We start from the raw sequence: 25,954 nt of genomic DNA on the forward strand, positions 1-25,954 counted from the left end.
CCGGGAGCAAGTTACTGTCGTTGATCCGTTGACGGCGGCGCGGTGCTCGCGCGCTCGATCAAGGTGGTCGGCACCAGGACGGTGCCGGGCGGCACGGTGTGGCGGTTGATCTGTTCGAGCAGGGCCTGGACGCAGCGCCGGCCGACCTCGGGCCAGTCCTGGTGGACCGTGGTCAGCGGGGGCATGTACGACGTGGCGTCGGGGATGTCGTCGAAGCCGACCACGCTGACGTCCTCGGGGACCCGGCGGCCGTTCTCGTGCAGGGCTCGCAGCACGCCGAGGGCCATCTGGTCGTTGGCGGCGAAGACAGCGGTGCACTCGGGGCGGGCGGCCAGCCTGAGCCCGGCGCGGTAGCCCGACTCGGCCGACCAGTCGCCGTGCTCACTCGGCGGGACCGGGCGGCCGGCGTCCTCGAGCACCTGCCGCCAGGCCTGGGCGCGGCGGGCGCTGGAGAACGACTCGTCGGGGCCGGTGACGTGCCAGACCGTCTCGTGGCCGAGCGCGAGCAGGTGGCGTACGGCCTGGCGGGCGCCCTCGGCCTGGTCGGCGTCGACGACGGGGTAGCGGTCGCCGGCGTCGGAGTCGACGACCACGACGGGGACGCCCGGCGGCAGCGTGAGGTCCACCGCGTCCAGCAGGTGCACCTCCATGATCACGATGATGCCGTCGACGGCCAGCTCGCCGAGGCGGGTGAAGGCGCCGAGCACTCCGTCCTGGGTCGGCACGGCCACCGGGATGAGCGTGATCGCGTACCCCTCGCGGGCGGCGTGGGCCGCGATGGCCTCGACCGTCCGGCTGTTGCCGGTGGTCGCGAGTGTGAACAAGATGACACCTATGGTGCGAAATTCGCCGCGTTTCAACGCCCGCGCGGCACTATTGGGTCGATAGCCCAGTTGTTGCATCGCGTTCAGAACCTCGCGGCGCGTCGACTCGAGCACACCGGGGTGACCGGCCGAGACCCGGCTGACCGTCTGGGCGGAGACACCAGCTAGACGCGCCACGTCGGCCATCGAGACGCCGCGGCGACGGTTGCTTGACGTTCGCTGCACTCGGTGAAACTATCACCCGCGTGTTTACGCAAACATCACAGCAGTGAACCGAAAGAAACATTGTCGAACGCTCCGCGCCGCGTCATGTTTGCGTAAACATCTCGGCTTCGGGCAAGACAGGATGAGGGCAGATGGCAGTTCCACTCGCGGCAGCGCCGCCGGCGACCAGACGAGCGCGACGCTCATATCGGGGCTGGCAGTTCGTCGGCCCGTTCATGATCGTGTTCGCGCTGGTCTTCCTGGCCCCGATCGTCTACGCGATCTACCTCAGCCTGTACCGCAACCGCCTCATCGGCGGTAACGCGTTCGTCGGCCTGGACAACTACACCCAGGCGCTGCAGGACCCGCAGTTCTGGTCCGGCGTCGGCCGCGTCGGGCTCTTCCTGGTCGTCCAGGTGCCAATCATGCTCTTCCTGGCCCTGCTGGTGGCGCTGGCCCTCGACAGCGGCCGCCTCTACGGCAAGAGCTTCTTCCGGGTCTCGATCTTCCTGCCGTACGCGGTGCCGGCCGTGGTCGCCGCGCTCATGTGGGGCTTCATCTACGGGTCGCAGTTCGGCCTGATCGGCAACCTCAACGACGCCCTCGGGATCACCCTGCCCGACCCGCTCAAGCCCAGCCTCATCCTGGCCTCGATCGGCAACATCACGACCTGGACATTCGTCGGCTACAACATGCTGATCTTCTATTCGGCCCTGCAGGTCGTGCCGAAGTCGCTCTACGAGTCGGCCGCGATCGACGGCGCCGGCCAGGTCCGGATCATCCGCTCGATCAAGCTGCCGGCCATCCGGGGCGCGCTCGTCATCGCCACGATCTTCTCGATCATCGGCAGCTTCCAGCTGTTCAACGAGCCGGCCATCCTGCGCAACCTGGCGCCGAACGCGATCACCACGTACTTCACGCCGAACTTCTACGCCTACTCGCTGACCTTCTCGGGCCAGCAGATCAACTACTCCGCGGCGATCGCGGTCGTGATGGCCGTGATCACCATGATCGTCGCCTACGTGGTGCAGCTGCGCGGGACGAAGGACCTCTGATGACCACGACCTCGGTGCCGAAGACCTCCCCGCGTACGTCGAGGCCGGTGACCCTGTCGCCGAAGCGGCCCCGCCGCAAGGGCAGCGTCCTGCTGACCGTGCTCACCGCGGTGATGGCCATCTACTCGCTGTTCCCGCTGGTCTGGCTGCTGATCAACTCGACCAAGACCCAGGAGGGCCTGTTCTCCTCCTTCGGGCTCTGGTTCGACGACGGCAAGTTCGCGTTCTTCAGCAACATCGCCGACACGTTCACGTACAACGACGGCATCTTCACCCGCTGGCTGCTCAACACCCTGCTGTACGTCGTGGTCGGCGCGGGCGGGGCGACGTTCCTGGCCCTGCTGGGCGGGTACGGGCTGGCCAAGTTCGACTTCGTCGGCAAGAAGGCGGTCTTCGCGATCGTCATCGGCGCGGTGGCCGTGCCGCCGACCGCGCTCGCCGTCCCGACGTTCCTGATGTTCAGCAAGATGGGGCTCACCAACACCCCGTGGGCCGTGATCATCCCGTCGCTGATCTCGCCGTTCGGGCTGTACCTGATGTGGACCTTCGCCGCCCAGGCCGTGCCGACCGAGATGCTCGAGGCGGCCCGGGTCGACGGGGCCGGCGAGTTCCGCACGCTGTTCCGCCTCAGCGTGCCGCTGCTCATGCCCGGCCTCATCACGACCCTGCTCTTCACCATGGTCGCGACCATGAACAACTACTTCCTGCCGCTGATCATGCTCAAGGACCCGGACTGGTACCCGCTCACCGTGGGCCTGAACTCGTGGAACGCCCAGGCCGCGACCGCGGGCGGCGAGGCCGTCTTCAACCTCGTCATCACCGGTTCGCTGATCACCGTCGTCCTGCTCCTCGCAGCGTTCCTCTCGCTGCAGCGCTACTGGCAGTCCGGCCTGGCCGCCGGCTCCGTCAAAGAATGAACACCGGAGAAAGGACCCGCTCGCATGTCCCGATTCATCAAGGTGGCGGCCGCTGCGTCGGCTGCCGTCCTGGCCTTGGCCGCCTGCGGCGGAGGTGGGGACGACTCGTCGTCCACCGGCTCCTCCGGCGGCGGCGCCACCGTCACCGACGCCCAGGTCGAGGCCGCGCTCCAGAAGGGCGGCACCCTCACGGTGTGGGCCTGGGAGCCGACCCTGAAGGACGTCGTCACGAAGTTCCAGCAGAAGTACCCGACCGTCAAGGTCGACCTGGTCAACGCGGGCACCGGCGACAAGCAGTACACCGCGCTGCAGAACGCGATCGCCGCCGGCAAGGGTGTGCCGGACGTCGGGCAGATCGAGTACTACGCGCTGCCGCAGTTCGCGATCGGCAAGGCGCTGACCGACCTCAACTCGTACGGCGCCGAGGCCCTCAAGGCCGACTTCAACCCCGGCCCGTGGAACTCGGTCAACTCCGGCGGCGGCGTCTACGGCCTGCCGATGGACTCGGGCCCGATGGCGCTGTTCTACAACAAGGAAGTCTTCGACAAGCACAAGATCGAGGTCCCCAAGACCTGGACCGAGTACCTGGAGGCCGCGCGCAAGCTGCACAAGGCCGACCCGAAGGCCTACATCACCAACGACACCGGCGACGCGGGCCTGACCACCAGCCTCATCTGGCAGGCCGGCGGCAAGCCCTACCAGGTCGACGGGACCAACGTCACGATCAACTTCAACGACGCCGGCTCGCAGGAGTTCGTGAAGGTGTGGCAGACGCTGATCAGCGAGAAGCTGCTCGCGCCGATCAGCTCGTGGAGCGACCAATGGTTCCAGGGCATGGGCAACGGCTCGATCGCCACGGTCGCCACCGGCGCGTGGATGCCGGCCAACTTCGTCACCAGCGCCCCGGCCGGTAAGGGCAAGTGGCGCGCGGCCGAGCTCCCGCAGTGGACCGCGGGCGCCAACGCCAGCGCCGAGAACGGCGGCAGCGCACTTTCGATCATGGAGAAGGGCGCCAACAAGGAGCTCGCGTACGGCTTCCTGAAGTACGCCAACGACGGCGACGGCGTGCAGGTCCGCGTCGACGGCGGCGCGTTCCCGGCCACCAGCAAGACCCTGGCCGACCCGAAGTGGCTGGGCGACGAGTTCGAGTACTTCGGCGGCCAGAAGGCCAACGAGATCTTCGCCAAGTCCGCGCAGAACGTGGTCACCGGCTGGTCGTACCTGCCGTTCCAGGTGTACTCGAACAGCGTCTTCAACGACACCGTGGGTAAGGCGTACGTCTCGAACACCACGCTCGCCGACGGTCTGAAGGCCTGGCAGGACCAGTCCGCCAAGTACGGCAACGAGCAGGGCTTCACCGTCAAGTAACTCCCTCTTTGGAGATTCTGTGCAAAACCCCCGTTGGCTGCGCCGGGCCGGAGACCCTCGTCTCGAGTACGGCGCGGACTACAACCCCGAGCAGTGGCCCCGCGAGGTGTGGGACGACGACGTGCGCGCGATGCGCGAGGCCGGCGTCACCATCGTCTCGCTCGGCATCTTCTCGTGGGCGCGCCTCGAAACGGCCGAGGGCGAGTACGACTTCGGCTGGCTCGACGAGGCGATCGACCTGTTGCACGCCAACGGGATCGCCGTCGACCTGGCCACGGCGACGGCCTCGCCGCCGCCGTGGCTGACGACCCGGCACCCGGAGATCCTGCCGGTGGACAAGCAGGGCAACACCATCTGGCCGGGCGGCCGCCAGCAGTGGCGGCCGACCTCGCCGATCTTCCGTTCGCATGCGCTGCGACTGGTCCGTGAGCTCGCTTCGCGGTACGGGAACCACCCCGCGGTCGTGGCCTGGCACGTCAGCAACGAGCTGGGCTGCCACAACGTGTACGACTTCTCGGACGACGCGGCGGCGGCGTTCCGCACCTGGTTGCGGGCCCGCTACGCGTCGATCGACGAGCTCAACGAGGCGTGGGGCACGGCGTTCTGGTCGCAGTGGTACACCGACTTCGAGCAGATCCTGCCCCCGCGGCAGGCGGCCACCCATCCCAACCCGACCCAGCAGCTCGACTTCAAGCGGTTCTCGTCGGACGCGCTCAAGGACTACCTGATCGCCGAGCGCGACCTGCTGCGGGAGATCACGCCCGACATCCCGGTCACCACGAACTTCATGGTGATGGGCGAGACCCGGGGCATGGACTACGCGGACTGGGCGGCCGAGGTCGACTTCATCTCCAACGACCACTACCGGCTGCCCGGCGAGCAGACGCTCGACGAGCTGTCGTTCTCGGCCAACCTCACCGGCAACCTGGCGGGCGGGCGGCCGTGGTTCCTCATGGAGCACTCGACCAGCGCCGTCAACTGGCAGCCGATCAACCTGGCCAAGAAGCAGGGCGAGCTGGAACGCGACTCGCTGACCCACGTGGCCCACGGCGCCGACGCGGTCTGCTTCTTCCAGTGGCGGCAGTCGCGCGCGGGGGCCGAGAAGTACCACTCGGCGATGTACCCGCACGCGGGCACGGATTCCCAGCTGTTCCGGGACGTGGTGGCGCTCGGCGGCACGTTGCGCTCGCTCGCGGATCTGGCGGGCACACCGCGTACGCCGGCCAAGGCGGCCATCCTGTTCGACTGGACCTCGTGGTGGGCGGTCGAGCAGGACTCGCACCCGACCGAGCAGCTGCGCTACCGCCAGGAGGCGCTCGACTGGTACACGGCGTTCCTCGACCTGGGCGTACGGGCCGATGTCGTGCCTGTCGAGGCCGACCTCGGACGGTACGACGTCGTGGTGGCGCCGATCCTGCACGTGACGCCGGCGCCGCTGGCCGCTCGTCTGGGCGCTTTCGTCGAGAACGGTGGTCACCTGATCACCACGTACTTCTCGGGGATCGTCGACGGGAACGACCACGTCTGGCTCGGCGGCTACCCGGGCGCGCTGCGGGACCTGCTGGGCATCCGCATCGAGGAGTTCGGGCCGCTGCTCGACGGCGACATCGCCGAGCTCGACAACGGCCTGACCGGCACGCTGTGGACCGACCGGATCGACCTGGCCACCGGCGACACGGCCGTGCTGGCCTCCTACAAGACCGGCGATCAGGCCGGCCGTCCCGCCATCACCCGCCGCGAGGTCGGTGACGGCTCGGCCGCCTACCTCTCGACCCGGCTCGGCCCCGACGGCCTGGCGCCGGTGCTGGGCGACCTGCTGGCCCGGGCCGGCGTGACCAGCGAGCTGCCACCCGAGCTGCGCGGCCAGGTCGAGCTGGCCGTCCGCGGGGAAACCCGATTCGTCATCAACCGCACCGAGCACCCGGTCGACATCACCGCCCTCGGCGGCCCCGGCCGCACTCTCACCGCCAGGGGAGTGGCGGTGCTCCGCGCCTGAGTCCCAGCCAGGCGCGACCCGGCCCGGCAGCGGAGAAATCCGCTGCCGGGCCGGCTGTTCTCTCAGGACCGGCCGCGTGCGGCCGATAGGTCCCTCGGAGGTTGCCTTGTGTCGGACGCTCAGGTCGAAGTGCTCTACGAGAGCGCGCGCACCCGAGTCGTACGATCCGCGCCCGCGGGCGACCGGCCCGGCCTGATCCGCAAGGAGCTGCGCGGGCCGGACGCGGTCGAGCGCGGCCGGCGCGAGCGCGAGACACTGAAACGCCTGGCCGGCGTCCCCGGCGTGGCCCGGCTGGCCGGCGGCACACCCCGCGACACCGAGCTGGTGCTGCTCGACGTGGGCGACAGCCTCGCCGCCTGGATCCGGGCCGGCCACCACCCGATGAGCGCCGTCTGCGATGTCGCGCTCCGGCTCACCCGCGTGGTCGCGGCCGTGCACGCGGCCGGCGTCGTGCACAAGGACATCAACCCGGCCAACGTCGTGCTCGACGGGCTCGACCCGGTGCTCATCGACTTCGAGCTGGCCACCACGGCGGCCGAGGAGCGGCCCGGCTTCACCCACCAGAGCCAGGTGGCGGGCACCCTGGCCTATCTCGCGCCGGAGCAGACCGGGCGCACCGGCCGGGCCGTCGACCGTCGCTCCGACCTCTATGCGCTCGGCGCGACCCTGTTCGAGCTGGTCACCGGGCGCCCGCCGTTCACCGGCACCAACCCGCTCGAACTGCTGCACGACCACCTGGCCCGGCGCCCGGTGCGGGTCACCCAGCTCGTCCCGGCCGCGCCGCCGATGCTGGCCGCGATCATCGACCGGCTGCTCGAGAAGGAGCCGGACCGGCGCTATCAGAGCGCCGAGGGCTGCGCCCACGACCTGGCCCGCCTGGGCGACGGCCCGTTCGAGCTGGGCGCCCGCGACTTCCCGGCCCGGCTGACCGCACCGTCGCGCCTGATCGGGCGGGACGCCGAGGTCGCCGCGCTGCGGACCACCTTCGACGAGGCGCTGGCGGGCCGCGTGCGCGGCCTGCTGATCAGCGGCCCCTCCGGGGTCGGCAAGACCGCCCTGGTCAACGAGCTGCGGGCCATGGTCACGGCGGCCGGCGGCTGGTTCGTCACCGGCAAGTTCGACCAGTACCGCCAGGACACGGCGTCCGACGCGATGGCCACCGCCTTCCGCGCGCTGGCCCGGCTGCTGCTGGGCGAGAACGAGACCGACCTGGCCCGGCTGCGGGCCGTGCTCGGCCCGGCCCTGGGCGACAACGCCGGCCTGCTCGCCGGGCTCATCCCCGAGGTGGCGCCGCTGCTGCGGATCGATCCCGAACCGCCCCGGGGCGATCAGGCCGAGGTGCAGGGCCGGCTGTTCCAGGCCGCGCTGGCGCTCATCTGCACGGTCGTCTCGCCCGCCCGCCCCCTGGTGCTCGTGGTCGACGACGTGCAATGGGCGGCCGCCACCCCGACCGCGTTCATCGAGACGTTGCTGACCGCGGAGGGGCTGCCGGGCCTGCTGGTGATCGGTGCTTACCGCGAGGAGGAGGTCGACGCCTCGCATCCGCTGTCGGCCGTGCTCACCCGCTGGCAGCGCCTCGAACTGCCGCCGCGCGAGCTACGCCTGCGCAACCTGCCTCCGGACGACGTCACCACGCTGCTGGCCGAGGTCCTGCGGCTGCCGGCCGAACGGGCCGCCGGCCTGGCCGCCGCCATCGCGCCGCGCACCGGCGGCAACCCGTTCGACTCCGTCGAGCTGATCAACAGCCTGCGGGTCGGCGGCGTCCTGGCCCCCTCGGACGACGGGTGGGACTGGGACGTCGACGCCGTCCGCCGCTGGGTCGGCGACTCCGACATCGGCGACCTGCTGGTGGCCCGGCTCGACCGGCTCCCGCGTTCCTGCCGCCGGGTGCTCACGGTGATGGCCGCGCTGGGCGGTGAGACGGGGTTCGACCTGCTGGCGGCCGCGCTTCGCAGCACCGCGGCCGACGTCGAGAGCCGGCTGCGGCCCGCGTTGGAGGACGGGCTCGTCGTGCTCGACGAGGGTGTCGCGTTCCGGCACGACCGGGTGCAGCAGGCGGCGTACGCCCTCACCCCGCCCGCAGCCCGGCGGCTGCTCCACCTGGTGCTGGCCGAGCGGCTGGCCGGCCGGCCCGAGCATGCCGCGGTCGCCGCCCAGCAGTACCTGCCCGCGGCGGGCCTGGTCACCGGGGCCGGTCACCGTCGTCAGGTGGCCGAGCTGCTCAGGTCGACCGCGGCCGGCCTCCGGATGATCAACTACCCGGTCGCCGAACGCTATCTGGCTGCCGCCGCGCCGCTGGCCGGCGACGACCCCGCGCTGCTCGACCGGATCCTGATCGATCACCACCGTGCCCTCTACAGCCTCGGCCGCCTGCCCGAGGCCGACACCCTCTGGACCGGGCTGGCGGACCGCCTGGACCCGGCCGCCCTGACCGAGCCGGCCGTCGTCCAGATCGAGAGCCTGACCGTCCGCGGACGCGCCGCCGACGCCCTCGACCTGGGCCGGGCACTGCTGGGCCGGCTCGGAGTGCCGCTGCCCGCCCGGGAGCTGGACGACGGGCTCGACCAGCTGCGCGAATGGGCGCCCACGTTACGGGTGGACGACGACCTGATCCGGGCCGACGTCGCCGAACCGGCGCTGGTGGCGGCGTGCAGCCTGCTCGCGCGGATGATGCCGCCCGCCTTCTTCAGCGACCACGAGACGATGGTGTGGCTGATCACCGCCGCTCGCCGGATCTGGTCCGAGCACGGCCCGTCGGCCGCCCTGGTCGTGCCGCTGGCCCACTCCGGCATCGCCGCCATCGGGTTCCGGCGCGATCACGTCACCGGTTACCGCGTCCTGCGGCACCTGGAGGAGGTCGGCGACGCCCGCGGCTGGGACGCCGAGACAGCCGCGGTGCGGTTCCTGGCCTCGGTCAGCACCACGCACTGGTTCGAGCCGGTCGAGCACAGTGTCGAGCTGGCCCGGCTGGCCTACGAGCGGCTCGTGCACGGCGGCGACCTGGCCTTCGCCTGCTTCACCGCGCACACGACCGTGCCCGCCCTGCTCGACTGCGCGCCCACCCTGCCGGCGTTCCAGGCCGAGCTGGTGCGGTCCACCGCGTTCACCAAGCGCGTGGCCAACGAGCAGAACGCCGCCATCATGGCCGAGTTCGACGAGCTGCACGAGCTGCTGACCACCGGCCCCGGCGGCCCGGCCGACACCGGCCCCGGCGGCAATCCGATGGCGGCCGCCTACCGCAGCATCCTGCAGGCTCTGGCCGCGGCCTTCTTCGGCGACGTCCCGGCGCTGGTCGCGCAGGCCGATGCCATCGAACGCTCGTTGCCGTTCATCGAGGGCAACTACTTCACCGCCACCGCCCGGTTCGTGCGCGCCTACGCCCTGCTGGCCGCGGATCGCGCCGACGAGGCCGAGCCGCTGCTGTGCTGGCTGGACGAGCGGGCGGCCGACGCCCCGGCCAACTTCCAGCACCTCGCCCGGTGGCTGGCCGCCGAACGAGCGTGGGTGGCCGGCGACCCGGCCGCCGGCGGCCTGTTCGACGAGGCGCTGCGGGCTGCCGGTCGCCAGCGCCGCCCCTGGCAGCACGCGTTCCTGGCCGAGCGCGCCGGGCGCTACCAGCTCGCGGCCGGACTCGGCTACGTCGGGCACCGCCTGCTGCGGGACTCCCACGAGCGCTGGACCGACTGGGGTGCGACAGCGAAAGTTGCCGCGCAGGAGCGCGAGTTCCCGTTCCTGCGCGAGCGGCGGGCCGGCGCCCCGGCCGCGGGGTCCGGCACGTCCACCACCTTCGCCTCCGAGGCGGTCGACCTGATGGCGGTCGTCGAGGCGTCGCGCGCGCTGAGCTCCGAGACCCGGATCGGCCAGCTCCGCGTCAGGGTGGTCGAGATCCTGGCCTCGCTCACCGGCGCGACCAGGGTGCACCTGCTGACCCGCGACGACGAGACCGCGGACTGGACGGACGGCCGGTCGGTGATCACGGCCGGCCGGGTGCCGCTGAGCATCGTCCGCTACGTCGAGCGCACCCAGGCGCCCCTGGTGCTCGACAACGCGGTCGACGACCCCCGGTTCGCCCAGGACCCGTACCTGGACGGGGTCGAGCTCTGCGCGGTCCTCGCGGTGACCGTGGTGTCGCACGGCGAGCCGAGGGCCATGCTCGTGCTCGAGAACCGCCTGTGGCGCGGCACGTTCACCGACCAGCGGCTCGACGTCGTCCGCATCATCGGCAGCCAGCTCGTCGTCTCCATCGAGAACGCCGACCTGTACGCGTCGCTCGAACGCAAGGTGGCCGAGCGCACGGAGCAACTGCGGCTGGCCAACGCCCAGCTCCAGATCCTCAGCGGCACCGACGCGCTCACCGGGCTGGCCAACCGCCGCCACCTCGACCAGGTGCTGGAGCGCTCGTGGCAGGCCGACGGGGCCGAGCCGCTGGGTCTCATGATGATCGACATCGACCACTTCAAGCTCTACAACGACCGCCTCGGGCACGCGGCCGGCGACGACTGCCTGCGCAAGGTGGCCCGGGCGATCGCGGCCGCGGTGGGGGAGAAGGGGCTGGTCGCCCGGTACGGCGGCGAGGAGTTCACCGTGGTGCTGGCCGGCGCCGGCACGGCCGCGACGGTCGAGCTGGCCGAACGGGTGCAGCGGGCGGTGCACGAGCTCGGCGAGGCCCACCCGGCGGCGCCCGGCGGCGTGGTCACGGTCAGCGTCGGCGTCAGCTGCGAGGTGCCGGCGGGCGACCGTACCGTCGCCGACCTGGTCGCGGACGCCGACGACGGGCTCTACGAGGCCAAGCGGGGCGGGCGCGACCAGGTGCGGACCGGCCGCCGGGCCGCACCCCGCCCGGCCGTCCGCTCGTAGCGCCCGGCCCCGTACCGTGCGGGGATGCCGTCCTTCCCCCAGCCCGCCACCGTGGCCGAGGCGGAGAAGATCCAGGACGAGTTGCGGGCGGCACTGATCGTCGGCTCGGCGCCGATCGAGCTGCCCCGCACGGTTGTCGGGCTGGACGTGACGTACGAGGTGGGCTCGGCCCGCGCCGTCGCGGCGGCGGTCGTGGTCGACGCATCGGACTGGCCGACTGCGTCGACCTGACGGTCCGGCTCACCGGTCGCTACCGCATCCCCGAGCCGACCCGCCAGGCCGACATCCTTTCCCGCAGCGCGCTCAGGAAATGTTGAAACGCTGGTTCCAGTCGCCGACGCAGTCCCACACCTGAAGCGGCGCGCCGTCGGTGAAGGACTTGCCCCGCACGTCCAGGCAGCGGCCGCCGGACAGGCTCTGCAGCATTCCCCACTTGTTACCGGGCACCACCGACAGCCACTTCCACAGCTGGTTCGCCGACCCGGTGTTGCAGGTGTACTGGTAGACCACGTTGCCGTTCCCGTTCGGGGCGTCCCGCGACTTGTCGAGGCACTTTCCGGAGAGCACGTTGCGGAAGCTCCAGATGTTCGCCCCGGGCACCTCCTCGGTGATCACCCAGCGCTGGTTCCGGACGTTCCCCGTCGTGCTCAGACTCTTGAGCTGCACCTTCGCGCGGTTGTCCATCGACCAGCCCGCGACGTCGATGACCTTGGGCCCGATCATGCCCGACGGCGTCGGCACGCTGATCCAGGTGGTGATCGCCGCCCGGGCCGGCGCGGGCGCCACCATCAGGGCCGCCGCCGTGACCAGCAGCGACGCGATGAATGCGAGAAGCCTCCGTTGACGCATGGGTCCGCTCCCGTCCGATTCGCCGTACCCCCGTGGTCCGGCGCCCTCACGGTCACCGGCCGGCGCGGCGCGGGCAACAGAACGAGCCCACCGAAGTGTTCCCGGGAACGTCTCGGGCCACGCCGGCCGGCGCGCCCGTCGATGACACCGGCCGGGTGAAAGATCGACGAAGGGTGGCGGAACGGCCCTGGTTCTGATCGGCGAGCGTCGGTGAACAGCGGTCGGATGCAAGATCACAGCTCGTGCACAATGCATTCAAAGCCGCTACCTGGGCCGGTGAAACACGTTGGGCTGACGTAAACCACCGCGCCTTGGGAGGCGGCATGGCACGACGCGTGTTTCTTCATATCGGCGCCCCCAAGACGGGCAGCACCTACGTCCAGAACGTGCTGTGGAACAACGTCGAGCCGTTGCAGCGGGCGGGCATTCTGCTGCCCGGAAAGTTCTCGGCCCACGACGAGGCCATGGCCGACCTGCGCGGGCTCAACTGGCACGCGACGCCGGCCTGGTCGTGGGACCGGCTCGCCGGCCGCGCGGCCGCCTTCCCGGGCGACGTGGTCATCACCAACGAGGGGCTGGGCGCCGCTACCAGCGAGCAGGCGGCTCGCGCCGTCCGCAGCCTGCAGCCGGCTGAGGTGCACATCATCGTGGCTGCCCGCGACCTCTGGCGGACCTTCCCGTCCATGTGGCAGCAGAGCATCCGGTCGCGCAGCGTCTGGAGCTTCGAGGACTTCATCGGGGCCGTCGAGCGGGGACGCTTCGAGGAGTTCTGGGAGCACTACACGGCCAACCGGATGCTGCGCCGGTGGGGTGACCTGGTGCCGGCCGGCAACCGGCACCTGATCACCGTGCCCGGGCCGGGTGCGCCGCGGGACACGCTGTGGCGGCGGTTCGCCGAGGTCATCGGGATCCCCGACGGGGCCTGCGACGTGACCGTGCCGATGGGGGCGAACACGTCGCTGGGGGCGGCCGAGGTCGAGGTGCTGCGCCGGGTCAACCAGGCGCTCGGCGACCGGTATCCGCACCGGGCGCCCTACCAGCGCGCCGTGCAGCGGCACCTGGTCGACGCGGTGCTCAAGAACCGTACGAACGACCTGCGGTTCGGCGTGGGCCCGGAACGCGCGGAGTGGGTGCTCGACCTGGCCGAGCAGCAGATCAAGGATCTCGACGATTACCCGTGCGAGGTGATCGGCGACCTGGCCGAGTTGCGCCCGGTCGACCCGCGGCCCCAGCCGACGCCCGATCGTGTGCGCCACGACCAGCTGCTGGAGACGGCGATCGAGACCATCATCGGCATGATCAGCCACGCCGAGCAGCTGCACGGCCTGGTGCCCGAGCCCCGGCTCAGCTCGATCGAGCGCCTGCGCCGCCGCGCCGCCGGCAAGGTGAAGCGGGGCCTGCGGAAGGTGAAGGCGGCGCCGCAGCAGAGATTCTGAACCTTGTACGGCTCTGGCCCGTATCCGAGGGAGGCCACGCCCTCGAACCGGGAGACTCCGCTTTGCCGAAGATCCGTCGCCTTCTCGGCGGCCTCCTGACCGTGGCCGCGGCCGTCCTGATCGTCGCGGCTCTGGTCGTGCCCGACGCGGTCACCCGGGCCAAGGCGGGGACGTTCCTGCCGGGGGCTTTCCTGCGGGTGCCGATCGAGGTGATCCTGGCCGGCGCGGTCGCGCTGGTCCTGCCCGCGCGCCGGCGCAAGCCGTTCGCGGTGCTGGCCGGGCTGGGACTCGCGGCGCTGGTCGTCCTCAAGATCGCAAACGCCGGCTTCCGTACGGTGCTCGGGCGCAAGTTCGACCCGGTGCTCGACCCGCCGCTGCTCCGCGACGGCTACAACGCCCTGACCGAGACCGACGGCCGGACGTACGCGAACCTGACGGTCGCCCTGGCCGTTGTCGCGGTGATCGCGCTGGTCGCAGCCCTGGTGCTGTCGGCCGTCCGCCTCGTCGAGGTGAGCACGCGGCACACGCTGCCGGCCCGGCGCGTGCTGGCCGGCCTGAGCGCGGCCTGGGTCGCCCTGGCGCTGAGCGGGCTGACGCTGTTCCCCAACGCGCCCGTCGCCTCCGACTCGGCGATCACCCTGGCCAAGTCGACCGTACGGCAGATCCCGGCCACGATCCGCGACGAGCGGCAGTTCGCGGCGGCGGTGCGGCACGACCCGTACGCCTCGGTGCCCGCCGACGACCTGGTCGCCGGGCTCAAGGGCAAGGACGTGATCATCGGGGTGGTCGAGAGCCTGGGCCACAGCTCGCTGACCGATCCGCAGATGTCGGCCATCGTCAACCCCGCCCTCGATGCGGCGAACGCCAAGCTGGGCCGGGCCGGGTTCCACGCGCGGACGGGCTGGCTGACCTCATCGACGTACGGCGGGGGCAGCTGGCTGGCGCACGGCTCGTTCCAGTCCGGGCTGTGGATCACCTCTCAGCGCCGGTACGACGAGATGGTCAGCGGCGACCGGCTGACGCTGACCCGGGCCTTCAAGGACGCCGGGTGGCAGACCGCGGGCATGGAGCCCGGCAACACCAAGGACTGGCCCGAGGCGGGCTTCTACGGGTACGACACCGTGTTCGACTCGCGGAACATGGGCTACCAGGGGCCCGACTTCGGGTGGTCGCGGATGCCCGACCAGTTCGTGCTCGACAAGTTCCAGCGCGAGATCTACGCCAAGGCCACCAAGCCGGTGATGGCCGAGATCACGCTGACCTCCAGCCACGAGCCGTGGACGCACATCCCCTCGATGGTGCCGTGGAACTCCGTCGGCGACGGCAAGGTCTTCGAGTCGCAGGTGGTGGGAGCGCCGGAGCGCAGCGAGCTCTGGGCCGATCCGGTGAAGGCCCAGGCCGCGTACGCGAAGACCCTCGCCTACTCGGTCGACAGCCTCACCTCGTGGGCCGCGGACTACGCCGACGACGACGCGGTCCTCATCATGTTCGGCGACCACCAGCCGATGTCCGTCATCACGGGCCGCAACGCGAGCCACGACGTGCCCGTCTCGATCATCGCCAAGGACCCGGCGGTGCTCGACCAGATCGCCGCCTGGGGCTGGACCGACGGCCTGAAGCCGGCGGCGGACGGTCCGGTCTGGCGGATGGACGAGTTCCGCGACAGGTTCTTCGCCGCCTACGGCCGCGAGAACGGGATGGCGCTGGGCCCCCGCTGAAGTGGATCGATCCGACCTTTACCGGGTCCCTTGTGTCCACGGTGGAGGCTTCGGGAGGCTGACATCGGCCGTTCCGGTCTCTGTGTCCAGGGTGGACCTTCCGGGCGGCTGACAACGGCCGTTCCGGCCCGACCGCGGGGGTCCATGTGAAACGCGTACTCGCTCTGTTCCTGGCGCCGATCCTCAGCCTGTTCGTTCTCGTCGCGCCGGCCCGGGCCGCCGCGCGCAATCCGGTCGTCCTGTGGAACAGCAACGCGCAGCAAGCCATCTTCGAGGTCGCCCGGCAGGCGCCGTACGTGGCGCCGCGCAGCTTCGCGATGGTGCACGGGGCCGTCTACGACGCGGTCAACGCCATCTCCGGTACGCCCTACGAGCCCTACCTGATCGTGCCGGCCGCCCGCCGCGGCGATTCCGTCGACGCAGCCGTGGCCGCAGCCGCCCACAGGGTGCTCGTCTCCCTGTTCCCCGCGCAGGCCGCGTCGCTCGACGAGATGTACTCGGCCGCTCTCGCCTCCGTGCCGGACGGGCGGTCGAAGGTCCGCGGCATCGCGGTCGGAACCCAGGCCGCCGACGCGATGATCGCGGCCCGGGTGGGCGACGGCGTCTTCGGTTCCGCCGTCTGGAACATCTCGACGGCACCCGGCCAGTGGCGACCGGCCCCGCCCACCATGGCGTCCGACGGCGCCTGGGTCGGCGACCTCAAGCCGTTCGTGATCCGGCGCGGCGACCAGTTCCGCACGGCCGGGCCACCCGCGCTGAACAGCGCCGCGTACGTACGCGACCTCAACGAGGTCAAGGCGCTGGGCGGCGTGAACAGCACGGTCCGCACCGCCGATCAGACCTCGTCGGCCATCTGGTGGCACGACCGGCGGCTCACCGAGTGGGAGATCAAGCGGCAGGTGTCCGACCGGCAGGGCCTGAGCACCCTGCAGGCGGCCCGGTTCTTCGCCATCGCCGAGATCGCCAACGCCGACTCGCTGATCGCCTGCTTCAACGAGAAGAAGCACTGGAACTTCTGGCGCCCCGTCACCGCCGTGCGGGAGGCCGCCGCCGACGGCAACCCCCGCACGACACCCGACCCAGCCTGGACGCCGCTGCTGGTGACCCCGCCGTTCCCCGACTACACCTCGGGCCACACGTGCTCGACGTCGACCATCATGTACACGATGCGGGCCTTCTTCGGCCGCGACGACATCCCGTTCTCGGCCTACAGCGCCGACTCGGGCACGACCCGCGCGTTCCCCAGCTTCTCGGCGGCCCTGGCCGAGGTGGTCGAGGCCCGCATCTGGGGCGGCGTCCACTACCGCGCAGCCGACGAGCAGGGCGTCCAGGTCGGCAACGGAGTGGCCCGTTACGTCCTGACGCACGAGTTCCGCCGTCGCTGAGCTATTCGGTGACTGTCGGGACGGGGATGGCGTCGTTCTCGCCGGCTCCGGCTCCGGCTTCCGCTCCGGCTCCGGCTTCCGCTCCGGCTCCGGCTTCGGCGGAGGGGGTGAGGGTCTGGGCCGGGCACAGGTTCAGGGCGAGGCTGGCGAAGGCGTCGGGCGGGTCGGGCTGGTCGCTGTGGCAGGCGACGACGCCGGTGGTGGCGGTGGACCAGCCGTGGAAGGTGCCGCGGACGGTCGGGTCGCAGCTGGCCTCGAAGTCGGCGGCGACGCGGTCGACTCCCGTGTAGATGATCACCAGCGCCCCACCGGGCGCGGAGTAGGTGAACGCCGTCGGCTTCGGCTCGGGCGACTTGGCCAGCACGGGACGGCCGGTGGACTTCTGGAGTGAGGCGGCGAGCTTCTCGAGCCAGGGCTCCGGTGCGTCGACGCCGGTGATCGACGGCTCGAACGGCTCGTCGACCAGCGTGGTCTGCTTGGCGCCGACGTTGAGAGTGGCATTCGTCAGTGTCGGCGTGACGGTGTTCGGCGACCAGCTTACTTGGCCGGTGGTGGGCTCACAGCCGGCCGCAATGGTCCGCGTTGTGTCGGGCCGGGCGCAACCCGCCGTAAGCACGACGGCCGCCGCCGCTGACAACCGCACCAAGATCACGACGCGGAGCCTACGCTGAGCGCCCGCGCCAGAACGTCCGCGATGCCGGGCACGCTGACTACGGCGGAGGTATCCCCCTCGTACTGGCGGAGGGCCTGACCGACCGCGGACAGCGACGGATCCTGGGTGAGCGCCCAGCGGGCGGCGACGGTCTTGGGGTAGTGGACATGCTCGGCGGTGAATCGCCAGATGCGGCAGGCGGTGAGGACCATGAAGGCCGCGTGGTCCGTGTCGTCGGTCAGGCCCTGCCAGGTTCGCAGCCAGTGGCGGCCGCGGGCGACGACCCACTCCGGCGGGATCGGCGCCAGCATCTGCTCGGTGTCGGCGCCGGCAAGAGCGCGGCCGTCCTGCCGGGCCATCGACAGCTCGGCCGGCAGGTCGGGCGCGGCGGGAACGCGTCGCTCGACCTCGACCTCGGCCGGGTAGCGCCCGACGTGCAGCTCCAGAGGCGGGGCCGGCGTGGGGGAGCGGGCGGTGCGGGCGGTGATGACGTCCAGCTCGACGCCGGTCGCGTCGCCCAGGGCCGCGTCGAGCAGCAAAGCCACTATCGCGTCAGCTCGGCCGTCGGTGAGCGGATGGTCGACTACCGCGAGCATGTCGATGTCGCTGGTGCCGGGACGGAAGCCGCCCGCCGCGAGCGACCCGTGCAGGATCACCGACCGGCAGTCCTCGCCGAGAACGCCGGCGAGCGACCGGGCGATAGCCTCGTGCGCCGTCATGCCGGCGACAACGCTTGGCCGGCGCGGCCGTTGGCCGGGCGGTGATGGTCGGCTGTTGGTTGCGTGTGCTCTGGGCTGGCGTGGTTGTTGGTCGGGCGGTGACGGTTCGCTGTGGGGAACGTCTGGCCTGAGTCGGCTCGGTTGCGGAACGGTCGGCGATGGCTTGGCATCAGGACCGTCCGTCCTGGGACAGCGCGCCGTGGAGGAAGACCTCGATCAGGTCGGCGGTGGTGACTGCCGTTGTCGGGTGGGTGGGGAAGCGACTTCGGCCGAAGAAGAGGCTCAGGAAGGTGTCGGTTGCTGCCTCGGGCTCGAGGCGCAGGTGGTCGCGGTCGGGTTCGAAAAGTTCCAGCACGGCCTGGCGGGTGGCCGCCTGCGAGGCGTTGCGGCCGGCGGACATTTCGCGGGCCTCGGCGCTGTCCGGGTGGTGGCGTCGCTCGGGGCTGGGTGCGCCGGTGGCGGCGAGCGCGCCTATGACGGCGCCCATGCGGTCCAGGTAGGCGTCCAATGCGTCGACGGCCTCGGTGAGCCGTACGGCGAGCGGCTGGTCGAGGGAGATGGACTCCAGCTCCCGGTGTGTCTGCGCCGGATCCGTCGCGGCCACGATGCAGGCGTCGAGGACGGCGGTCTTGTCCTCGAAGACGCGGAAGATGGTGGCCTCGCCGATGCCGGCCGCCCGGGCGATCTTCGCGGTGGTCACGCCGGCTCCGAACTCGGCCACCAGGGGCAGGGCGGCTCGCACGATCATCTCCCGCCGTTGCTCGGCGGTCATTCCCGGCGCCCGGCGCCGTTCCAGGGGTGGCTTCACGCGGTCAACGCTACGGAGTGAGCACTCACTCCGTCAATCGGTTTGTCGGTGGGGTGCTCGCGGCTAGCTGGTTACCTTGCGGGTTGTGTGCTCCGGGCGAGGCTGCGCCCCGGAACTCCGTACGAGAAGAAAGCTCAACCACCGCTCGCCGGAACCGATCGCAGGGCCGACGCTTCTGACGTCTGCGAGGCGCAACCTCTCCGCACCGGGACGGGCACCGGGCGCGCACCCGGCGGCCTGGAATCTCTTTCCATGCCCGGCCGACAACGGCCGGACAACAGGAGGAGATTCGATGCTTCGTAAGTCCGTGTACTCGCTGGCCGCACTCGTCGCCGGGCTCGGCGCCGTGTTCGCGACCGGCCCGGCCACGGCTCAGGCCGCCACGACGCCCGCTGCCAAGCCCGCGCCCTGCGTGACCGATGCGAAGCTGGTTCCGAGCTGCGGCGTGCTGTGGGGAGCCGCCGCCGGCGGGTTCACCAACCGGCCGCGCGACCTCGAGCACAAGAACTGGGAGAAGCTCAGCGGGCGTACCGCGACGATCTTCCACACGTACCACAAGGGTGACGAGAAGTTCCCGACCGCGGCCGAGATCGCCATGGTGCGCGAGCCCGGCAAGCCGCGGGTGCTGCTGCTGAACTGGCGGGTCGAGTACGGCTCGACGTGGGCCGACGTGGCCGCGGGCAGGCTCGACGCGCGGATCGACGCGTTCGCGGCCCGGGTCAAGGCGACCCTGCCCGAGAAGTTCTTCCTGGTGCTCAACCACGAGCCCGAGGACGACGTGCGCACGGACGCCGCGTCGGGCATGACCGCCAAGGACTTCGCGGCCTCGTACCGCCACGTGATCAAGCGGCTGAAGTCGAAGGGCCTCGGCAACATGGTCAACGTCGTCGCCTACATGGGCAACGAGAAGTGGATGGCGCAGTCGTGGTGGAAGGACCTCTACCCGGGTGACGACGTCGTCGACTGGATCGGCCTCGACTCGTACGTCAGCGCCGAGAAGAACTACTACCACGCGGGCGTCTTCGCCGACCTGCTCGACCGCAAGGCCAAGGGTGGCGAGGGCTTCTACTCGTGGGCGACCACCAAGCACGCGTCGAAGCCGCTGATGGTCGCCGAGTGGGGCGCCTACCACCGCATCGGCAAGGTTGTGGACAAGGCCCGGCAGTTCAACAGCGTGCTGCCCGAGCTGGCCAAGCGGCCCAAGGTGAAGGCGATCGTCTACTTCGACACCAAGGCTGACAAGTTCGGCGACCGCGACATCAGCATCGACAGCGCGCCGTCGAGCCTGGCCGCGTTCCGCAAGCTCGCCGCCAGCCCGAAGTTCAACGTCCAGCTCAAGCTGAAGTAAGCACCGGCAACGAATCCAGACCGAAGACGATGGATGCCCGGCGGAGTCGCAGCTCGTGCGGCGGCACCGCCGGGCGTATCTGTGGATGACGGTCGAACAGAGCCGGATAGGCTATCCGCAACTCCGTGCGGGCCAGCTCGGCGCCGATGCAGCGGTGCACCCCGTAGCCGAAGGCGAGATGGGAGCGGCCCAGCGGTCGCGCCGGGTCGATGCTGTCCGGGTTCTCGAAGCGTGGGTCGCGGTCGGCGCCGCTGAGCGAGCAGACCACGACGTCTCCCTCGCGGATATCCACTCCGGAAATTGTGTGGGCCCCGGTGGCCACGCGCGGAAACGCGACCTGGACGACGGTCAGGTAGCGCAGCAGCTCCTCGATGGTCGGGTCGAGCTGACTGTCCAGCCGGCCGCGCAGGTGGCGGTCGGTCATCAGCGCGTACGAGCCGAGCGCGATCATGCTGGCCGACGTCTCCAGTCCGCCGGTGAGCACCCCGTCGGCCAGGCCGGCCAGCTCCCGATCGTCGATGGCGTCACCGTGCGCGCGGATGAGTGATCCGAGCAGTCCTTCCCCCGGTTCCCGGCGTTGTCGTTCGATCAGGTCCCCGAGGTACGCGAGCGAGCCGCCGACCGCGTCCAGCGAGGCCCCCGTGCCGCCGACCAGGTCGAACCGGGCCGTGCTGAGCTCCTGGAAGTGCTCCCGATCCTCGTACGGGACCCCCAGCAGCTCGCAGATCGTGAGCGCCGGCACCGGCAGCGCGAAGTCGTGCCAGAGATCCGCCTCGCGGCCCATCCCGTCGAGCCGATCCCGCACGATCGCCTCGATCCGCGGCCGCAGCCGGGAGAGCCGCCGCATCGTGAACTCCGGGGTCAGCAGCTTGCGCAGCCGCGTGTGCACAGGAGGATCGGCGAATCCGAGCCCGCCCGGGTCCTGGTTGACCCGGATCCCGACGCGGCCCGCGAACCGCCCGAAGTCGTTGCTGTAACCGTCGAGGCTGCCCAGCACCTCCCGGACCGGGTCGTAGCCGCTGATCAGCCAGGCGCGGAGCCCGCACGGCACCGGCAGCCGGGCCACCGGGCCGCGGCCGTGCCGGACGGGGTCGAGTCCGTCGCGCTGAAGCGGCCAGAGAAGGCTGCCGGGCAACCGTCGGACCAGCAGCCCGAACATCTGCGCGCGCATTGCCGCCACCAGCGAGGTCATCCCCATCCCCCGACCATCAGGGGTGGCGGGGTGGTGGCGACGCTAAATGACCTTTCCGTCCCGCAGATGGTCGACCAGATCGGCCAGTTCCGGGATGTGGCGGGCGTCGGCGAGCGCCTGGCGGAGGATCTCGTCGTGCACCGGCTGGGCCTGCTCGAGCAGGTCGCGGCCGTTCGGGGTGAGCTCGGTGTAGATGCCGCGCCGGTCGTCGGCACACAGGACACGGGTCAGGAGGCGGCGGCTCTCGAGGCGGTTGACCAGGCGGGTCGTGGCGCTGGCGCTGAGTGCGGCAGCACGGGCCAGTTGCTGCATGCGCATGTGCCAGCCGTCCTGGCGGCTGAGCGCGTCGAGGACGGTGTACTCGACGACGCTCAGCTCGAAGCGGTATTGCAGTTCCCGCTCGAGGGCGCCCTCGATCAGGCCGTGCAGAGCGGCGAGCCGCCGCCAGCCGCTGGCCCGGATCTCTACCGCGGTGTCCGCGATTCCCATGCCACCTCCCGTGATCCCGCCCATCATGACGCGCCCAACCGGCACCGCCCGTGCTCGACCCGGTGAGGGCAATCACTCGGTAGTTGCTTGCGCGGTGTATCGGCGCAAGCCTAGCTTCTTACCCGGAACTTATAACGCGTGTGCAACTACAAGCGTATGCAAGCTTTGCAGCTGTGAACGTTCGCCGGGCACACCGTCGGCGTGCACAACATCGGGCGCTTGCAACATCGGGCGCTTGCAACTTCGGGCATGGCGACGTTGAGCGTCCGCAGCTTCGAGCGTTTGCGGTGTTGGGGCGCTTGCAGCTTCGAGCGCTCGGAACTTTGGGCGTGCGCTCCTTCGGGCGTACGCGGGAGATGGGGTCTGCTGTGCCGTTGGGTCTTGTGGCGCTCGCCATCGGCGGGTTCGGGATCGGGCTGACTGAGTTCGTGATTATGGGGCTGCTGCCCGAGGTGGCCGGTGACTTCGGCGTCTCGGAGGCGACCGCGGGGTGGTTGATCAGTGGGTACGCGCTCGCGGTGGTCGTCGGCGCGCTGGGGCTGACGGCCGCGACTACGCGGTTGCCGCGGAAGACGGTGCTGCTGGGGCTGCTTCTGCTGTTCATCGCCGGGAACCTGTTGTCGGCCGTCGCGCCCACCTACGAGGTGATGCTCGCGGGGCGGGTTGTGGCCGCGCTGTGTCATGGCGCGTTCTTCGGCATCGGGGCGGTGCTCGCCGCTGATCTGGTTGCTCCGCAGCGTAAGGCGTTCGCGGTGGCGACCATGTTCACCGGTCTGACGGCGGCCAACGTTCTCGGCGTTCCGCTGGGGACATTGCTGGGGCAGGCTGCGGGTTGGCGGTCCACGTTCTGGGCGATCACGGCCGTCGGCGTCGTCGCCTGGGTGGGCATTCTGGTGCTGGTACCACGTGGTTCGACGTCCGCGCCTTCGTCTGTGCGGAGTGAGCTGCGGGCATTCCGGTCGGTGCAGGTCTGGCTGTCGATCGTGGTGACCGTCCTGGGCTTCGGCGGCATGTTCGGTGCGTTCACCTACATCGCGTACACGCTGACCGAGGTGAGCGGTTTCTCGTCGGGTGCGGTGCCGTGGCTGCTCGTTGTTGTCGGCGCGGGGCTGTTCGTCGGTAACGCAGCCGGTGGGCGCGCGGCGGACCGGTCGGTCGACCGCACGCTGGTGTTCGTGCTGGCGGGGTTGGCTGTGGTGCTGTCCGGATTTGCACTGACCGCCTCGAGCCAGGTCGCCACCGTGGTGTGGCTGTTCCTGATGGGGATTTTCGGGTTCGCGACGGTTCCCGGGCTGCAGACCCGGGTCATGCACTACGCGTCGACTGCGCCGACGCTGGCGTCGGGCGCCAACATCGCGGCCTTCAACCTGGGCAACGCGCTGGGGGCGTGGGCGGGCGGAACTGCCATCGCGGCCGGCCTGGGCTACACGTCGCCGATCTGGGCCGGAGCCGTGATCACCCTCGCCGGCCTGGCCGTGATGGTCACTGCCGCGGCCGTCACCCGCTCCCCGACCCGCGAGGCGGCCCTGGTCGCTTGACCGGGTGCGCGGGTTGGTCTCCGCCGGGCTGAGGCGTGACTCGGACTCAGTCCTCGAACAACAGGGTGGTGCCGGGCGTCCAGCCGGAGACGTCGGCCAGGCGGCCGCGCCAGAGAGAGCCGGGCTCGTTGTGGTTGGTGCCGGGGCTGTGGATGTGGGTGTTGCGCAGGTGGATGTTGCGGGTGGGAGCCATCAGCGCGGTGTACTGGCGGTGGGTGATCTCGCCGCCGGTGTCGCGGATCTTGATGGCCTCGTGGGCCAGGTCGGACTGTTCCTTCACGTGTTCCGCGGTGCCCACGTAGAAGGCGTCCTCGTGGTCGTTGAGCTGGCTCACCTCGGCGAACCACTGCCACTGGGGAATCAGCTCGCCGCTCACCAGCAGGCCGTGCACGCTCAGGCTCAGCGGCACGCCCGGGTTCACCGGCTCGGTCAGGCGGTCCATCTGGGCCACGTACGTGCCCAGGACGCTGTCAGGTTCGGCCCAGTTGATCCGGTCGGCGGCCCCGTTGAGATCCACGCAGCCGACTCTAAGGTCAGCGGCGGGCCGTGCGGGTACTAACGGCGGAGTTGATGACACCGGCCAGGTAGCCCGCGTCGGTTGTGCTGCGCAGTGTGCCGGCGCTGCCGCGCGGGCCGCGGCGGACCACTGCCCCGGGCCGGCGGATTCGCAGGTTCACCGTGTTCAGGCGGCCGGGCTCGGCGGCGTGATCGGGGTCGAGGGCGTCCCACGGCACGAACAGGGTGGCGAAGGGCCGGCGTTCGTGAATGCCGTCGGAACGCAGGCGCACGCCGAACGATCCCAGTGCCATGTACCAGCTGAGCGCCAGCAGCAGGGGACAGGCGAGAGTGAGCGCCAGGTCGAAGGGTGTGAGCTCGCCCCAGTCGCCCATGTTGTCGGCGACCAGGCCGGTAACCAGCAGCGTGACGCCGGCCGCGATCAGCACCGGCGCGGGACCGTCGACCGTCGCGAGCTCGCCGGGACGCTCGACGAGCCGTCGCGGGTGGTGTTTCGTCGCTGCCGTGGCCACGGTGAGGAGTCCCAGATAGAGCACGAGCGTCACGGCGAAGAACACTCCGCCGAGCAGGTCGCCGGCCAGGCTCATGCCGGTCACCAGCAGCAGCGCGACCACGAGCGAAGCGACCAGGAACGGCAGCCGCCGCCGGGTCGCGGCCTCGAAGAGCGCGTTCATGCGTTCCGGGCCGCCCGCCATGCGGCCGCTTTGCGCTTGGAGGCCCGGGCCAGCCAGGCGTCCTGTACGACCTCGGACAGTTCCGCCCGGCTCAGCCGGCCGATGTCGCGGGCCAGCAGGAGCACAGCCAGGTAGCCGTTCCAGTGCGGCGTGGTGAAGAACGGGGTGGACTCGTCCTGAACCAGGGCCTGCTTCTCGGCCTCGGACTCGACGTAGAAGGCGATCACGTCGGTGTAGGGCTCGCCCGATTCGGGGTCGAAGGCGTCCTTGCGCGGCGCGCGGAAGAAGACGAACGTCTTGCTGCCGACGGCGAACGCGGGCCGATCGGCGTCGCCGCCCACCACAACGTCGGGCAGGGTGGTCGCCAGCTCGTGGATGTCCTCGACCCGCGCGGGCCGATCGTCTCCATCGGACATGCTGCCAGCCTAGTCGAGTCCGGCCGGCGCCCGAGACCCTCAGGCGCCGAACCAGGACATGCTCCGGCCGTGGCCCTCGGTCCAGGCCAGCGGCTTGCCGTCCAGGGACAGGACGTTCTTGTGGCGGCCGTCGGCGGGCGGGGCGGGCAGGTCGGCGTACTCGATGATGTCGGGGTCCTCGGCGGCGACCCAGCGCACCGGCAGGGAGCGGGCCAGCGCGATGAACGCCCGGCGGTGGGGGCCCGGCACCTGATAGAGCACCGACGTGTGGAAGACGACGCGGGTGGCGTCGCTCGGCGCCTCGGCAACCAGCGCCGGTAGCTCCTCGACCAGGTCGCCGCGGACCAGCCGGGGTGGGTCGGCCGCCGCGATGGCCGCCGCCTGGCGCAGCCGGTCGCGGCGGTGGTCGTGTTCGGGCCAGATCAGCGCTTCCAGCCAGCCTCGATCGGCCGGCGAGGTGATGTCGAGCGGGTTCAGGTCGATGCCGGCCCGCCAGACCACCTCGGGCAGCGCGGCCGGCGGCGTCAGGCCGGTGGCGGCGCAGTCCAGCTGGGGGCCGGACGAACCGAGCACGACATCGCCGTACCGGTAGGAGTACTTGTCGGGATAGAGGTTGAGCCCGGCCGAGGCGCCCACCTCGATCAGCGCGAGGGGCTGGGGCAGCGCCGCCAGCACCGGCAGCAGCAGCGCCGACCGGCCGATCTCGTTGGTCTGAGTTGCTCGTACGCGCAATTCGGCAGCCACTCGCGCCCAATGCGACACGACGAACGCTCGGAACCGGTCATAGTCGCCGACCGGTCCGGCCAGCCACTGCACGACGGCGAAGAGCAGGTTGGGCTGCCGCTTGGGTTCCGGGACCGTATCGAGCAGGGCGAGCAGTTCGCCGTCGCGGGCCACGGCTCTCGCCAGCCGCTCGTAGGTGGGGGAGACGCCGCGCGCCTGCCGCTGGGCGAAATCGAGATACCAGTCAGCCGCGGTCATGCCCGCATGATG

22 protein-coding genes are annotated in these 25,954 nt (G+C 70.8%); 11 read left to right on the forward strand and 11 right to left on the reverse strand.

What is annotated here, in order from left to right:
- Positions 1 to 11: 11 nt before the first annotated feature.
- Complete coding sequence (locus KXC43_RS18355) at positions 12 to 1,010, reverse strand: LacI family DNA-binding transcriptional regulator (protein WP_221377374.1); 999 nt, start codon at positions 1,008 to 1,010, stop codon at positions 12 to 14.
- A 170-nt stretch (positions 1,011 to 1,180) separates the two neighbouring features.
- Between KXC43_RS18355 and KXC43_RS18360 the strand changes: the two genes are divergently transcribed.
- From KXC43_RS18360 to KXC43_RS18385, 6 genes are all read left to right on the forward strand, one after another.
- Complete coding sequence (locus KXC43_RS18360; RefSeq protein WP_221377300.1) at positions 1,181 to 2,083, forward strand: carbohydrate ABC transporter permease; 903 nt, start codon at positions 1,181 to 1,183, stop codon at positions 2,081 to 2,083.
- Positions 2,083 to 3,000 (forward strand): carbohydrate ABC transporter permease, encoded by a 918-nt coding sequence (locus KXC43_RS18365; protein ID WP_221377301.1) that lies wholly within the window; start codon positions 2,083 to 2,085, stop codon positions 2,998 to 3,000. The genes KXC43_RS18360 and KXC43_RS18365 overlap by 1 nt, the downstream gene beginning before the upstream one ends.
- A 24-nt stretch (positions 3,001 to 3,024) precedes the next feature.
- The gene (locus KXC43_RS18370; RefSeq protein ID WP_221377302.1) at positions 3,025 to 4,368 is read left to right on the forward strand and encodes an ABC transporter substrate-binding protein; all 1,344 of its coding nucleotides are present in this window, start codon (positions 3,025 to 3,027) and stop codon (positions 4,366 to 4,368) included.
- A gap of 19 nt (positions 4,369 to 4,387) precedes the next feature.
- A complete protein-coding gene (locus KXC43_RS18375; RefSeq protein WP_221377303.1) occupies positions 4,388 to 6,364 on the forward strand; it encodes a beta-galactosidase in 1,977 nt (658 codons plus the stop codon).
- A gap of 108 nt (positions 6,365 to 6,472) precedes the next feature.
- Positions 6,473 to 11,221 carry a diguanylate cyclase gene (locus KXC43_RS18380; RefSeq protein ID WP_221377304.1) on the forward strand — a complete coding sequence of 1,583 codons (4,749 nt, stop codon included), beginning with the start codon at positions 6,473 to 6,475 and terminating at the stop codon, positions 11,219 to 11,221.
- Positions 11,222 to 11,245: 24 nt separating this feature from the next.
- Positions 11,246 to 11,452: a hypothetical protein gene (locus KXC43_RS18385; RefSeq protein WP_221377305.1), complete on the forward strand. Its 207-nt coding sequence runs from the start codon at positions 11,246 to 11,248 to the stop codon at positions 11,450 to 11,452.
- Between the two features lie 72 nt (positions 11,453 to 11,524).
- On the opposite strand, the gene KXC43_RS18390 is transcribed toward KXC43_RS18385, so the two are convergent.
- Positions 11,525 to 12,070 carry an RICIN domain-containing protein gene (locus tag KXC43_RS18390; RefSeq protein ID WP_221377306.1) on the reverse strand — a complete coding sequence of 182 codons (546 nt, stop codon included), beginning with the start codon at positions 12,068 to 12,070 and terminating at the stop codon, positions 11,525 to 11,527.
- A gap of 323 nt (positions 12,071 to 12,393) precedes the next feature.
- Here KXC43_RS18390 and KXC43_RS18395 point away from each other — a divergent pair, with 323 nt between their 5' ends.
- The 3 genes from KXC43_RS18395 (at position 12,394) to KXC43_RS18405 (ending at position 16,609) form a co-directional block, all read left to right on the forward strand.
- Positions 12,394 to 13,506, forward strand: a complete 1,113-nt coding sequence (locus KXC43_RS18395; RefSeq protein WP_221377307.1) for a hypothetical protein — start codon at positions 12,394 to 12,396, stop codon at positions 13,504 to 13,506.
- Positions 13,507 to 13,568: 62 nt separating this feature from the next.
- Entirely contained in the window at positions 13,569 to 15,224 is a 1,656-nt protein-coding gene (locus KXC43_RS18400) for a sulfatase-like hydrolase/transferase (RefSeq protein WP_221377308.1), read from the forward strand.
- Positions 15,225 to 15,370: 146 nt separating this feature from the next.
- Positions 15,371 to 16,609 (forward strand): vanadium-dependent haloperoxidase, encoded by a 1,239-nt coding sequence (locus tag KXC43_RS18405; RefSeq protein ID WP_221377309.1) that lies wholly within the window; start codon positions 15,371 to 15,373, stop codon positions 16,607 to 16,609.
- 1 nt (position 16,610) lies between these two features.
- Here KXC43_RS18405 and KXC43_RS18410 read toward each other — a convergent pair whose 3' ends face one another.
- The 3 genes from KXC43_RS18410 to KXC43_RS18420 form a co-directional block, all read right to left on the reverse strand.
- Positions 16,611 to 17,261 (reverse strand): hypothetical protein, encoded by a 651-nt coding sequence (locus tag KXC43_RS18410; protein WP_221377310.1) that lies wholly within the window; start codon positions 17,259 to 17,261, stop codon positions 16,611 to 16,613.
- Positions 17,258 to 17,980: an aminoglycoside adenylyltransferase domain-containing protein gene (locus KXC43_RS18415; protein ID WP_221377311.1), complete on the reverse strand. Its 723-nt coding sequence runs from the start codon at positions 17,978 to 17,980 to the stop codon at positions 17,258 to 17,260. Before KXC43_RS18415 ends, KXC43_RS18410 begins: the two co-directional genes overlap by 4 nt.
- Before the next feature lie 169 nt (positions 17,981 to 18,149).
- Complete coding sequence (locus tag KXC43_RS18420) at positions 18,150 to 18,788, reverse strand: TetR/AcrR family transcriptional regulator (RefSeq protein ID WP_308129140.1); 639 nt, start codon at positions 18,786 to 18,788, stop codon at positions 18,150 to 18,152.
- A gap of 292 nt (positions 18,789 to 19,080) precedes the next feature.
- Between KXC43_RS18420 and KXC43_RS18425 the strand changes: the two genes are divergently transcribed.
- Positions 19,081 to 20,136 carry a glycoside hydrolase family 26 protein gene (locus KXC43_RS18425; protein ID WP_221377312.1) on the forward strand — a complete coding sequence of 352 codons (1,056 nt, stop codon included), beginning with the start codon at positions 19,081 to 19,083 and terminating at the stop codon, positions 20,134 to 20,136.
- Here the strand turns inward: KXC43_RS18425 and KXC43_RS18430 are convergent.
- Both KXC43_RS18430 and KXC43_RS18435 read right to left on the reverse strand, forming a co-directional pair.
- Entirely contained in the window at positions 20,123 to 21,334 is a 1,212-nt protein-coding gene (locus tag KXC43_RS18430) for a cytochrome P450 (protein WP_255644318.1), read from the reverse strand. The genes KXC43_RS18425 and KXC43_RS18430 overlap by 14 nt on opposite strands.
- A 36-nt stretch (positions 21,335 to 21,370) precedes the next feature.
- Positions 21,371 to 21,817, reverse strand: a complete 447-nt coding sequence (locus KXC43_RS18435; RefSeq protein ID WP_221377313.1) for a MarR family winged helix-turn-helix transcriptional regulator — start codon at positions 21,815 to 21,817, stop codon at positions 21,371 to 21,373.
- A 368-nt stretch (positions 21,818 to 22,185) separates the two neighbouring features.
- Here KXC43_RS18435 and KXC43_RS18440 point away from each other — a divergent pair, with 368 nt between their 5' ends.
- Positions 22,186 to 23,355 carry an MFS transporter gene (locus KXC43_RS18440; RefSeq protein ID WP_221377314.1) on the forward strand — a complete coding sequence of 390 codons (1,170 nt, stop codon included), beginning with the start codon at positions 22,186 to 22,188 and terminating at the stop codon, positions 23,353 to 23,355.
- A gap of 46 nt (positions 23,356 to 23,401) precedes the next feature.
- Here KXC43_RS18440 and KXC43_RS18445 read toward each other — a convergent pair whose 3' ends face one another.
- Genes KXC43_RS18445 through KXC43_RS18460 form a run of 4 tightly spaced genes read right to left on the reverse strand, consistent with a single transcriptional unit; the run spans position 23,402 to position 25,942 of the window.
- The gene (locus KXC43_RS18445; protein WP_308129141.1) at positions 23,402 to 23,872 is read right to left on the reverse strand and encodes a GvpU-like protein; all 471 of its coding nucleotides are present in this window, start codon (positions 23,870 to 23,872) and stop codon (positions 23,402 to 23,404) included.
- Positions 23,873 to 23,888: 16 nt separating this feature from the next.
- Positions 23,889 to 24,566 (reverse strand): hypothetical protein, encoded by a 678-nt coding sequence (locus KXC43_RS18450; RefSeq protein ID WP_221377316.1) that lies wholly within the window; start codon positions 24,564 to 24,566, stop codon positions 23,889 to 23,891.
- Positions 24,542 to 24,961, reverse strand: a complete 420-nt coding sequence (locus tag KXC43_RS18455) for an MmcQ/YjbR family DNA-binding protein (RefSeq protein ID WP_221377317.1) — start codon at positions 24,959 to 24,961, stop codon at positions 24,542 to 24,544. Before KXC43_RS18455 ends, KXC43_RS18450 begins: the two co-directional genes overlap by 25 nt.
- A gap of 39 nt (positions 24,962 to 25,000) precedes the next feature.
- Positions 25,001 to 25,942, reverse strand: coding sequence for a DUF2332 domain-containing protein (locus KXC43_RS18460; protein WP_221377318.1), 942 nt, complete (start codon positions 25,940 to 25,942; stop codon positions 25,001 to 25,003).
- Between the last annotated feature and the right edge of the window lie 12 nt (positions 25,943 to 25,954).

Source organism: Paractinoplanes polyasparticus (assembly GCF_019710575.1).
Lineage (GTDB): Bacteria > Actinomycetota > Actinomycetes > Mycobacteriales > Micromonosporaceae > Actinoplanes > Actinoplanes polyasparticus.